The sequence below is a fragment of the Microbacterium sp. M4A5_1d genome (genome assembly GCF_053345465.1).
In genome coordinates this window covers 308,585-320,341 of sequence record NZ_JBKFAD010000001.1, presented here as the reverse complement: position 1 = coordinate 320,341, position 11,757 = coordinate 308,585, and the positions used below count along the sequence as shown (strand labels likewise).

At 69.3% G+C, this 11,757-nt stretch carries 12 protein-coding genes; 11 read left to right on the top strand and 1 reads right to left on the bottom strand.

The annotated features are described in order from the left end of the window. Positions 1-76: 76 nt before the first annotated feature. The 11 genes from lepA (at position 77) to era (ending at position 10,998) form a co-directional block, all read left to right on the top strand. Positions 77-1,927 (top strand): translation elongation factor 4, encoded by a 1,851-nt coding sequence (gene lepA, locus ACLBWJ_RS01440; RefSeq protein ID WP_064956574.1) that lies wholly within the window; start codon positions 77-79, stop codon positions 1,925-1,927. A gap of 26 nt (positions 1,928-1,953) precedes the next feature. After that, the gene (locus ACLBWJ_RS01435) at positions 1,954-2,613 is read left to right on the top strand and encodes a DUF1990 family protein (RefSeq protein WP_112614744.1); all 660 of its coding nucleotides are present in this window, start codon (positions 1,954-1,956) and stop codon (positions 2,611-2,613) included. Next, the gene (gene hemW / locus ACLBWJ_RS01430) at positions 2,613-3,830 is read left to right on the top strand and encodes a radical SAM family heme chaperone HemW (RefSeq protein ID WP_323987682.1); all 1,218 of its coding nucleotides are present in this window, start codon (positions 2,613-2,615) and stop codon (positions 3,828-3,830) included. Before ACLBWJ_RS01435 ends, hemW begins: the two co-directional genes overlap by 1 nt. 79 nt (positions 3,831-3,909) lie before the next feature. Continuing rightward, positions 3,910-4,947, top strand: a complete 1,038-nt coding sequence (hrcA, locus tag ACLBWJ_RS01425) for a heat-inducible transcriptional repressor HrcA (protein WP_112614748.1) — start codon at positions 3,910-3,912, stop codon at positions 4,945-4,947. 39 nt (positions 4,948-4,986) lie between these two features. After that, positions 4,987-6,108 carry a molecular chaperone DnaJ gene (dnaJ, locus tag ACLBWJ_RS01420; protein ID WP_112614750.1) on the top strand — a complete coding sequence of 374 codons (1,122 nt, stop codon included), beginning with the start codon at positions 4,987-4,989 and terminating at the stop codon, positions 6,106-6,108. A gap of 4 nt (positions 6,109-6,112) precedes the next feature. Further along, complete coding sequence (locus ACLBWJ_RS01415; protein WP_282500970.1) at positions 6,113-6,841, top strand: 16S rRNA (uracil(1498)-N(3))-methyltransferase; 729 nt, start codon at positions 6,113-6,115, stop codon at positions 6,839-6,841. A gap of 43 nt (positions 6,842-6,884) precedes the next feature. After that, complete coding sequence (locus tag ACLBWJ_RS01410; protein WP_447659605.1) at positions 6,885-7,232, top strand: HIT domain-containing protein; 348 nt, start codon at positions 6,885-6,887, stop codon at positions 7,230-7,232. A gap of 46 nt (positions 7,233-7,278) precedes the next feature. Further along, positions 7,279-8,316 (top strand): PhoH family protein, encoded by a 1,038-nt coding sequence (locus ACLBWJ_RS01405; protein ID WP_112615153.1) that lies wholly within the window; start codon positions 7,279-7,281, stop codon positions 8,314-8,316. Then, positions 8,313-8,777 carry an rRNA maturation RNase YbeY gene (gene ybeY / locus ACLBWJ_RS01400; RefSeq protein ID WP_023950734.1) on the top strand — a complete coding sequence of 155 codons (465 nt, stop codon included), beginning with the start codon at positions 8,313-8,315 and terminating at the stop codon, positions 8,775-8,777. Before ACLBWJ_RS01405 ends, ybeY begins: the two co-directional genes overlap by 4 nt. Next, complete coding sequence (locus tag ACLBWJ_RS01395) at positions 8,774-10,102, top strand: hemolysin family protein (protein ID WP_274177883.1); 1,329 nt, start codon at positions 8,774-8,776, stop codon at positions 10,100-10,102. The genes ybeY and ACLBWJ_RS01395 overlap by 4 nt, the downstream gene beginning before the upstream one ends. Further along, on the top strand, positions 10,099-10,998 hold the full coding sequence (gene era / locus ACLBWJ_RS01390) for a GTPase Era (protein ID WP_114589491.1): 900 nt from the start codon (positions 10,099-10,101) through the stop codon (positions 10,996-10,998). Before ACLBWJ_RS01395 ends, era begins: the two co-directional genes overlap by 4 nt. On the opposite strand, the gene ACLBWJ_RS01385 is transcribed toward era, so the two are convergent. Then, the gene (locus ACLBWJ_RS01385; protein WP_274177884.1) at positions 10,995-11,597 is read right to left on the bottom strand and encodes a hypothetical protein; all 603 of its coding nucleotides are present in this window, start codon (positions 11,595-11,597) and stop codon (positions 10,995-10,997) included. The genes era and ACLBWJ_RS01385 overlap by 4 nt on opposite strands. Between the last annotated feature and the right edge of the window lie 160 nt (positions 11,598-11,757).

The following is an 11,757-nucleotide window of genomic DNA, read 5'->3' as shown; positions in this document are numbered from 1 at the left end:
CTTCGGCCTCGTACCATCCCGCGCGCGAGGGTTCGCGGCAGTGCCGTTGCGCGGCCCCGGGTAGACTCTCCGGGACATGTCTCCGCGCGCACTCCAGCCGCTCGCGCCTGCCGCAACGCCGCCCGAGCTCATCCGCAACTTCTGCATCATCGCCCACATCGACCACGGCAAGTCGACGCTGGCCGACCGGATGCTGCAGATCACCGGCGTCGTCGCCGACCGCGACATGCGCGCCCAGTACCTCGACCGCATGGACATCGAGCGCGAGCGCGGCATCACGATCAAGAGCCAGGCGGTCCGGATGCCGTGGTCGAAAGACTCCGGCACGTTCGCGCTGAACATGATCGACACGCCCGGTCACGTCGACTTCACGTACGAGGTCAGCCGCTCTCTCGCCGCGTGCGAAGGAGCCATCCTGCTCGTCGACGCCGCGCAGGGCATCGAGGCGCAGACGCTCGCGAACCTCTACCTCGCGCTCGAGAACGACCTGCAGATCATCCCCGTCCTCAACAAGATCGACCTTCCGGCGGCCGACCCCGAGAAGTACGCCGCGGAGCTCGCGAACCTCATCGGCGGCGACCCGGAAGACGTCCTCCGCGTCAGCGGCAAGACCGGCATGGGCGTCGAGGATCTGCTGGATCGCATCGTCGACCGCATCCCTGCCCCCGTCGGCGACCCCGACGCACCGGCGCGCGCGATGATCTTCGACTCCGTCTACGACGCCTACCGCGGCGTCGTCACCTACGTCCGTATGGTCGACGGCAAGCTCGAACCGCGCGAGCGCATCCAGATGATGTCGACGCGCGCGACGCACGAGCTGCTCGAGATCGGCGTGTCGAGCCCGGAGCCCATCCCCACGAAGGGACTCGGTGTCGGCGAGGTCGGCTACCTGATCACCGGCGTGAAGGACGTCCGCCAGTCCAAGGTCGGCGATACGATCACCAATCATCGGAAGCCCGCGTCCGAGGCACTGCCCGGATACACCGACCCCAAGCCGATGGTGTTCTCGGGCATCTACCCGATCGACGGGAGCGACTACGGCGACCTGCGTGAGGCTCTCGACAAGCTGAAGTTGTCCGACGCGTCGCTGCAGTACGAGCCGGAGACCTCAGTCGCGCTCGGTTTCGGGTTCCGCTGCGGCTTCCTTGGACTGCTGCACCTCGAGATCATCACCGAGCGCCTGTCGCGCGAGTTCGGCCTCGACCTCATCACCACGGCACCGTCGGTGACCTACGAGGTCGCGACCGACACGGGCGAGACCGTCGTGGTGACCAACCCCAGCGAGTACCCCGACGGCCGCGTCGCCGAGGTGTCCGAGCCGGTCGTGAAGGTCGGCATCCTCGCCCCGAAGGACTACGTGGGCACGGTCATGGAGCTCTGCCAGTCGCGCCGCGGCACTCTCCTCGGCATGGACTACCTGAGCGAGGACCGCGTCGAGCTGCGCTACAACATGCCGCTCGGCGAGATCGTCTTCGACTTCTTCGACCACCTCAAGTCGCGCACGCAGGGATACGCGAGCCTTGACTACGAGCCCGCCGGGTCGCAGACCGCCGACCTGGTGAAGGTCGACATCCTCCTGCAGGGTGAGAAGGTCGACGCGTTCAGCTCGATCGTCCACCGCGAGAAGGCCTACGCCTACGGCACGATGATGACCGAGCGCCTGCGCAAGCTCATCCCGCGCCAGCAGTTCGAAGTGCCGATCCAGGCCGCCATCGGCGCACGTATCATCGCCCGCGAGAACATCCGCGCGATTCGCAAGGACGTCCTCGCCAAGTGCTACGGCGGTGACATCACGCGTAAGCGCAAGCTCCTCGAGAAGCAGAAAGAGGGCAAGAAGCGCATGAAGATGGTGGGTCGCGTCGAGGTGCCGCAGGAGGCGTTCATCGCCGCGCTGTCGGGCGACGTCGAAGGCAAGGACAAGAAGTAGCCCCACGGGGAGCAACGAGGAGACCCATGCATCAGCGACGCGGGACCTTCCGGGACGAGACCGTCGACTACGCGGCGGTCGGCGCGACACGCGCGCACGACCTCATGGCGTATCCGCCCGAACACAGCATCCCCGCGGAGGACGCATGGCGGATCGGCAGCGGGCAGGCTCGCTTCGACACCGCCGCCGACCTCCTCATGTCGTGGGCAGCGCTCCGTGGGGCGGGTTTGCGCGTCGCGGATGTTCGGCCCGCATCGGGACCGATGTACACCGGCGTCGCGTTCGACGACCAGGGAAACGCCGTCGCGCCCAGCAGCATGGAACACGAGCAGCGCTTCGCGGCGGACGGCACCCCCTACGTCGGAGCCGGCACCACGCTTCAGGTGCACGGGCGTGTGTCGGGGCTGAATGCGGATGCGGAGCTCCGCGTGATCTTCGTCGACGAGGAGCCCCGCCGGGTCGCGTTCGCTCTCGGGACCGTCGGCGGTTCCGTCGTGAGCGGCGAGGAGTCCTTCCTCCTCGAATGGCGCGATAACGATGAGGTCTGGTTCGTCGTGCGGGCGTTCGATCGGCCGACGGCATTGGCTTACCGCATGCTCAAGAGTCTCGTCCGCCGCCGCCGCCGGATGCTGTTCCAGGGCTACCTCCGCGCGATCTCGCCGCTGTACGCGACGCCTGAGGCCTGATGGGCGCGGCACTGCCGATCGGTGATCCGGTGCCGGTCGGCGGGACGCTGCCGGACGACCTCGTCATCGACCCCGACGTCCCGTTCGGGGTGTACCTGCACGTTCCGTTCTGCCGGGTGCGGTGCGGCTACTGCGACTTCAACACCTACACCGCCACAGAGCTGCGTGGCGCGCGGCAAGATGCCTACGCCGACGAGGTGCTGCGCGAGATCGCCCTCTCGGCCGATGTGATGGACGAGCGCGGCCCCCGGCGTCCGGCGCAGACGGTGTTCTTCGGCGGCGGCACTCCCACGTTGCTTCCGGCCGGGGACCTCGCTCGGATGCTGAGCGGAGTGCGGGACACGTTCGGCATCGCCGCCGGCGCGGAGGTCACCGTCGAGGCGAACCCCGACACGATGAACCCTCGGGTCGCCGACGAGCTGGCGGCGGCGGGCGTGACGCGCCTGTCGATCGGCATGCAGTCCGCGGTTCCGCACGTGCTCGCAGCGCTCGACCGAACGCACGATCCCGCCAACGTCGCCACCGCCGTGGCTGCCGCGCGCGGGGCTGGACTCGACGTCTCGGTCGACCTGATCTACGGAGCGCCGGGGGAGAGCCTCGACGACTGGCGGCGCTCGGTCGACACCGCGGTGGCGCTCGAACCCGACCATGTGTCCGCCTATGCGCTGATCATCGAGGAGGGCACCCGTCTCGAGCGTCAGATCCGCCGCGGTGAGGTGGCCGCGCCCGACGACGATCTCCAGGCCGACATGTACGAACTGGCCGATGACCGTCTCGCCGCCGCCGGCTTCTCCTGGTACGAGGTCTCGAACTGGGCCCGGTCGACCGACCAGCGCTCGCGCCACAATCTCGCCTACTGGCGCGGAACCGACTGGTGGGGTTACGGGCCGGGCGCGCACAGTCACATCGCGGGCCTCCGCTGGTGGAACGTGAAACACCCGGCGGCATATGCTCAGCGGCTCTCCGCGGGCGAGTCTCCCGCCGCAGGCCGCGAGCGCCCGGATGCCGAGGCCCGACGGCTCGAGTCCGTCCTGCTGCGATCACGCATCGTGGATGGGCTCGCCGTCGATGAGCTCGCGAACGACTCGCGCCGTGCCGTCGCATCGCTCATCGCCGACGGGCTCATCGAAGGCGCGGACGCCGTCCGCGGTCGGGTCGTCCTGACTCGCCGCGGACGCCTCATGGCCGATGCGGTCGTACGGGCGCTCACCGAGTGATCCCGGGCGGCGACCCGCCTCGCCCACGCGGTAGAATTGGCACTCGCAGACATCGAGTGCCAAACAGGAGGTGACGGACATGGTCTCAGAGCGCGGACTGCAGGTGCTGCGGGCGATCGTGCAGGACTATGTCGACACCCGCGAGCCCGTGGGAAGCAAGTCGATCGTCGAGCGCCACGCCTTCGGCGTCTCGGCTGCCACGATCCGCAACGACATGGCGCTCCTCGAGGACGAGGAGCTCATCGCCGCGCCCCACACGTCATCCGGACGCGTGCCGACCGATAAGGGCTACCGCGTCTTCGTCGACCATCTGGCAGGCCTTCGCCCCCTGAGCGCCGCCCAGCGCTCGGCCATCACGACCTTCCTCGACGGCCCTACCGACCTCGACGACCTGCTCGTGCGGACGGTTCGTGCGCTCACCCAGCTGACGGGCCAGGTCGCAATGGTGCAGTACCCCTCCTTCGCGCGCGCGCAGGTCTCGCACCTCGAATTGGTCGACCTCGGCGGCGGACGACTCGTCGTCATCGTCGTCACCGACACCGGCCGTGTCTCCCAGCGGGTGGGCGTGGTACGCACCCTCCTCGACGAAGCGCAATTCGCCGTAGCCAAGGCGACGCTGCGCGCCGCTGTCACCGGCGTCGCCGTGCGAGACGCCGTCACCGCGGTGTCGGCGCTCGCGGAGAGCGAGTCGGTCGGCGACCCGATCGGCGATGCGGTGCGCGAGATCGCCCGCATCCTGGTCGAAGAGCTCGAGACGTTCCGGCAGGACCGCCTAGTCATGGCCGGCACCGCCACGCTCGCGCGGCGAGAGGCGGATTTCCGCGGCAGTATCTATCCGCTGCTCGAAGCCATCGAGGAGCAGGTGACGCTGCTTCGGCTCATGGGCGAGATGGTCGCCGACGACCGCGGCGTCGCAGCGCGAATCGGCCGCGAGAACGAGGCGTACGGGCTCTCCGAAGCTTCGGTCGTCACGAGCGACTACGACGTCCCGGGCTCGCATGCACGCGTCGGCCTCATGGGACCGACGCGCATGGACTACCCGACGAACCTCGCGACGGTCCGCGCCGTCGCGCACTACCTCAGCCGGCTTCTCGACGAAGACGAGAAGTCCCGCTGACCCACCCCACCCACGCCCGAACGGGCGGAAAGGCGATCCGTGGCTGACCACTACGAGGTCCTGGGCGTTGCGCGCGACGCGTCGCCCGACGAGATCAAGAAGGCGTACCGACGCCTGGCACGAGAACTGCACCCCGACGTCAACCCGGGAGAGGATGCGTCCGAGCGATTCAAGCTCGTCACGCATGCTTACGACGTCCTCAGCGATCCGGAGCAGCGTCAGCGCTACGACATGGGCGGTGACTCCGCCGGCGGCTTCGGCGGCGCCGCGGGCTTCGGCGGATTCAGCGACATCTTCGAGACCTTCTTCGGCGGCGGCGCCGGAGGCGGCGGTCGCGCCGGGCGTCCGCGCTCCCGGCGCGAACGCGGACAGGATGCGCTCGTCCGGGTCACCCTCGAGCTCGGCGACGTCGTCTTCGGCGTGCATCGCGACATCGAGGTCGACACCGCGGTGCTCTGCGACACCTGCCAGGGCTCGTGCTGCCAGCCGGGAACGCAGCCGGTCACCTGCGACGTCTGCCACGGCGCGGGCAACGTGCAGCGCACCGTCCGCAGCCTGCTGGGCAACGTCGTGACGTCGCAGCCCTGCAACGTCTGCCAGGGTTACGGCACGACGATCCCGTACCCGTGCACGACCTGCCAGGGGCAGGGACGCGTTCGGGCTCGCCGCACCGTCTCGCTCGACATCCCCGCAGGTGTCGAGACCGGGTTGCGCCTGCAGCTCCCCGGATCCGGCGAGGTCGGTCCCGCCGGCGGCCCCAACGGCGATCTGTACCTCGAGGTCACGGTCGCTCCGCACGACGTGTTCAGCCGCGAGGGCGACGATCTGCTCGCCACGCTCGAGGTGTCGATGCCCGACGCCGTCCTCGGCACCAGCACCACGATCGAGTCGCTCGACGGTCCGGTCGAGCTCGAGCTGCGCCCCGGCGTCCAGTCCGGCGACGTCCTCACCGTCAAGGGTCGCGGCATCACGCCGCTTCGCGGCTCGACGCGCGGCGACCTGCGTGTCGGCGTTCACGTCGTCACCCCGACGCGTCTGGATGCCAAGGAGCGGGCCCTCATCGAGGAGCTGAAGAAGCGCACGAAGTCGCCCGCACCACAGCTCGCGGAGTTCCACCAGGGCCTTTTCGCCAAGCTCCGCGATCGGTTCCGGAACAGCTGAGCGCATGGCCCTGCACTTCCTCGTCGACCCGCCGCTCATCACTCGGCCGGGCGAGTTCGTCGACCTCACCGGCGCCGAGGCTCATCACGCGGCCGGCGTCCGTCGCGTGCGTGTCGGTGAGACGGTGACGGTGGGCGACGGCGCGGGGGCGTGGCTCGAGGGCACCGTCACCGCAGCCGATCCGAAGCTCGTCCGCATCGAGGCGCTCTCGCGAGTCGAGCATTCCGCGCCCGCACGGCGCGTGACGCTGATCCAAGCGCTCGCGAAGGGCGATCGCGACGAGCTCGCGGTGCAGGCCTGCACCGAGCTCGGCGTCGATGCGATCGTGCCCTGGCAGGCTGCGCGAAGCGTCTCGCGGTGGAGCGGACCGAAGGTCGAGCGCGGTGTGCAGCGGTGGGCGACCATCGCGCGCGAAGCGGCGAAGCAGGCGCATCGCGCGTGGCTGCCCGCCGTCGACGCGCCCGTGTCGACGACGGAGCTCGCGGCGCGATGCGGCTCCGAGCGAGTGCTGGTGCTCGAGCCGACGGCGACGCGGCGACTGAGCGAGGTCGAACTGGGCGAGGGCGACGTGTCGCTCGTGGTCGGTCCCGAGGGCGGGATCGCAGCCGAGGAGCTGGACGCGCTCGTCGCGGCCGGCGCGGTCGCCGTGCGTCTGGGGGACACGGTCCTGCGGACGTCGACGGCCGGCCCCGCTGCGCTCGGCGTCGTCAACGTCGCCCTCGGTCGCTGGTAACGCCGCCCGTCCCGCCACCGCACCCCGTCGATAGACTGAACGTATGAGCGAACCGTCTGTCTTCACGCGCATCTTCCGCGGCGAGATCCCCTCCGAGATCATCGCGGAGACCGAGAATGCGTTCGCGATCCGCGACATCGCTCCGCAGGCTCCGGTGCATGTCCTCGTGATCCCCAAGACCGAGCGCTACCGCACCGTGGTTGAGCTCGCCGCGGGCGACCCCGCTCTCCTCAGCGAGCTCGTCGGGCTCGCGAACTCCGTCGCTGCCGAGCATTCGGACGGCGACTTCCGTTTGATCTTCAACACCGGCCCCGGCGCAGGACAGACCGTGTTCCACGTTCACGCGCACGTCCTCGCCGGTGGCCTCTCCGAAGGGAGCCTCGGTGGCTGATGCTTCCGAACCCGCCGTCGCGACGATCCTCGCCGACGGTGTCGCCATGGTCCAGCTGCTCGGGCCCCAAGACCGCCTCCTGCGCGTCGTCGAGCGGGAGCACCCCGACGTCGACGTCCTCGTCCGCGGCAACGAAATCACCCTGACGGGCTCGAACGATGACGTCGCCGCCGCGAAGTCGCTCGTCGACGAGCTGATCGCCATGGCACGGGCCGGGCAAGGCCTCGATCCGAGCGACGTGTCGACGTCCAGTCGCATCCTGCAGCGGCGAAAGGGCGATGAAGGCCCGCGCCCGTCCGAGGTGCTGGGGGAGGCGATCCTCTCCTCGCGCGGCAAGGTGATCCGGCCGAAGACGCTTGGGCAGAAGGCCTACGTCGACGCGATCGACGAGAACACGATCGTCTTCGGCATCGGCCCCGCGGGAACCGGCAAGACCTACCTCGCGATGGCGAAGGCGGTGCAGGCCTTGCAGCGCAAGGAAGTCAATCGCATCATCCTGACGCGCCCCGCCGTGGAAGCGGGAGAGCGCCTCGGCTTCCTGCCCGGCACCCTCACCGACAAGATCGACCCGTACCTCCGGCCGCTGTACGACGCTCTCAACGAGATGCTCGACCCCGAGCTCGTCCCCAAGCTCATGGCCACCGGCACGATCGAGGTCGCGCCGCTGGCGTACATGCGCGGACGCACCCTGAACGATTCGTTCGTCGTGCTCGACGAGGCGCAGAACACCACGCCCGAGCAGATGAAGATGTTCCTCACGCGTCTCGGATTCGGTACGCGCATGGTCGTCACCGGCGACATCACACAGGTCGACCTTCCCCAGGGGACGTCCGGCCTGCGCACCGTGACACGCGTTCTGAAGAGTATCGACGACATTCATTTCGCCACCCTCACCAGCGAGGACGTCGTGCGGCACACTCTCGTCGGCCGGATCGTCGACGCGTACAGCGAGTACGACGAGCAGCGGCTGGCCGCGCGTCGTGAGCGCGACGAGGCCAGCGAGTTCGCCAACCGGGCCGAGCGGCGCACCGCGACACGGCCCGTCGGTCCGCGCGACCGACTCCCGAAACGAGGACGTTCATGACCATCGAGATCACCAACGAATCCGGCGTGTCCGTCGACGAGACCGTGCTGTTGCGCCTGACCGAGCACAACCTCGCGCAGCTGAACGTGAGCCCGGACGCCGACCTCGCCATCCTCCTCGTCGACGAGGGCGCCATGGAGTCTCTCCACGTGCAGTGGATGGACGAGCCCGGCCCCACCGACGTGCTCAGCTTCCCGATGGACGAGCTCCGCCCGGGCACCGAGGACGCCCCGACCCCGCCGGGACTTCTCGGCGATATCGTGCTGTGCCCGCAGGTGGCCGAGGCACAGGCGCAGGCCGCGCGCCACACGACGCTCGACGAGCTCATCCTCCTCACGACGCACGGGCTGCTGCACCTGCTCGGGTTCGATCACGCCGAGCCGGAGGAGGAGCGCGAGATGTTCGGCCTCCAGCGCGAGTTGATCTCGGCTTTCCACGCAAGCGAGCGCCGCCGCGCGTGACCGTCTTCCTCCTCGTCCTCGGCGCGGTGTTCCTCGTCGCGCTCGGGGGTCTGATGGCCGCTCTCGATGCCGCTCTCGGTGTCACATCGCGCGCTGACCTCGCCGACTGGGCGGAGTCCAGTCGGCGCCAGCAGGCGCTCCGCCGCATCGCCGATGACACGACGGCCCACGCGAACGCCGTCGTCTTCATCCGCATCCTCGCGGAGTCGACGGCTGCGGTGTTCGTCACGGCGGCGCTGACCCTCGCGCTGGAGAATCTGTGGTGGGCGATCCTCGTCGCCGCCCTGCTCATGACGGCGGTGTCCTTCGTTCTGGTCGGCGCGAGCCCGCGATCGGTCGGGCGCCAGCACGCCCGTGGCCTGCTCATCGCGTGTGCTCCGATCGTGCGCGGTGCCCGCATCGTGCTGGGACCTCTCGCCCACCTCCTGGTGATCGTGGGCAATCGCGTCACGCCGGGCGTCTCGCGCGGCACCTCCTTCGCCTCCGAAGAGCAACTCCTGAGCATGGTCGACGAGGCGGTTTCGCAGGACCTCATCGAAGCCGACGATCGCGACCTCATCCATTCGGTCTTCGATTTCACCGACACGCTCGTCCGTGCGGTGATGGTGCCCCGGACCGACATGGTCACGGTGCCGCAGACGGCCACGACGCACGAAGCGCTCGCGCTGTTCCTCGAGCGCGGTGTGTCGCGGGTGCCGGTCACGGACGACGAGCGCGACGACATCGTCGGCGTCGTATACCTCAAGGACCTCGTGCAGTTCTCCTACGGCGAGGCGAAGGGGTGGCGCGACGTACCCGTGGGCCGCGTGGCGCGCCCGGCCGTGTTCGTCCCGGAGTCGATGCGAGCCGAATCGCTGTTGCAGCAGATGAAACGGGATGCCGTCCACGTGTGCCTCGTCGTCGACGAGTACGGCGGGGTCGCCGGCCTGATTACCCTCGAGGACCTCATCGAGGAGCTCGTCGGTGAGATCGCCGACGAGTACGACCGCGGCGCAGCGGAGGTCGTCGAGCTCGAACCCGGCCGTTACCGCGTGAGTGCCCGGCTCGGCCTCGACGAGGTCGGCGAGCTGTTCGGCATCGAGCTGGACGATGACGACGTCGACTCCATCGGCGGGCTGCTCGGCAAGACGCTCGGCCGGGTCCCGATGCCGGGGGCGACCGTGACCGTCGACGGGATCACGATCACCGGGGGCGTCTCGCGTGGCCGCGGGCGGGGACTCGCGACCGTCTTCGTCGAACGCGCCCCCACCGACGAGACGGACGACACGACGCACCCGCGGACCGGAGAGGTCCGCGTGGCACGAAGAGGAGAAGACAGCAGATGACCGCAGCAGAGAGCCGATCGGGTTTCGTGACCTTCGTCGGACGTCCCAACGTCGGGAAATCGACGCTGACGAACGCCCTGGTGGGGGAGAAGGTCGCGATCACGAGCGACAAGCCGCAGACGACGCGGCGCGCGATCCGCGGCATCCTGAATCGGCCCGGCGGACAGCTGGTCATCGTCGACACGCCCGGCATCCACAAGCCGCGCACCCTGCTCGGCCAGCGCCTGAACGACCTCGTCGAGCAGGTGCTGGGTGACGTCGACGTCATCGGCTTCCTCGTGCCCGCCGTGGACAAGGTCGGGCCCGGTGACCGCCGCATCGCCGCGTCGCTCGACGGCTACACCCGCGCGAAGAAGGTCGCCATCGTGACCAAGACCGACCTGGCGACCCGCGACGAGATCATGGAGCGCCTGATGGAGGTCGACAGCCTTCGCGAGGACTGGGCTGCTGTGATCCCGTTGTCCGCCGTCACCGAGGACCAGCTCGACGTGCTGGCCGACGAGCTGCTCGCGCTGATGCCCGAAGGGCCGGCGCTGTACCCGGATGACGTGGTGACGGACGAGTCGACCGAGGACCGGATCGCCGAGATCATCCGAGAAGCGGCCCTCGAGGGCGTGCGCGACGAACTGCCCCACTCGATCGCCGTCACGGTGGAGGACGTCGCGCCCCGTGAGGGCTCCGACCTCACGGACGTGTACGCCAACATCGTCGTCGAGCGCGACAGCCAGAAGGCCATCATCATCGGCCGCAAAGGCTCACGGCTCGCCGATGTCGGTGCTCGTGCCCGCGCACAGATCGAGCCTCTTCTCGGGACCCGGGTGTTCCTCTCGCTGCGGGTCCGAGTCGCGAAGGAATGGCAGCGCGACCCCAAGCAGCTGGGACGCCTCGGGTTCTAGCCGGCCTCGCGCATCGCCGACTGGACGACGACGACATCCGCGCCGAACTCGGCGTCGGCGGCATCCTGAAGCGTTCCGTCGTCCCAGACGACCGTGACCCAGAGCCGGCCGTCGTACGCACCGGAGGCGAGCACGGTGTCGCCGAGGGTGTCGTGCACCCGTTGTTCGACGTCTCGCAGCGTCGCGTCGTCCGCCGTGCCGGGCACGCCGCCCGTCGGGTCGGGAAGCGGCATGGGGTCGTACAGTGCCAGCGGAACCGCCGGCGCGGTGACCGTCAGGGCAGAGCCGTCATATCGTCCCTGGACGGCATAAGTACCCCACGTCGAGCCCGACATCGTGGTCGCATCGGAAAGCGAGGACCAGTCCCAATTCTTCACCGGGATGCCGTCGCACTGGGGCGGCGCCGACTCCGCAACAGCGCCGAGACAGAGCTCGGCACCGGAGCCGTCATCAAGGACCGTTCCCTGCGCCACGACATCGCCGCTCGGGGTCGCCGGGTCCAGCGAAGTCGGGCCGGCCGCGGGCGTCGAGGCGCAGCCCGCCGTCAGGGCGATCGCACACATCATGAGGGCGGACGAGCCCGCGCGCGCAGTTCTCATATCCCCACAGTGTCGCGCACGACGCCTTCGTCTCAGGTGAGGCACGCCCGTGTGCGTCCCGGCGGCGAGCGGGGTGTAGCCTGGGCGCATGCGCTTCGGCCGACTGCTTCTCCTTAGTCGCCGCGACGAGTCCTCGTTCTAGGGCCTCTCTCGTCGCGGA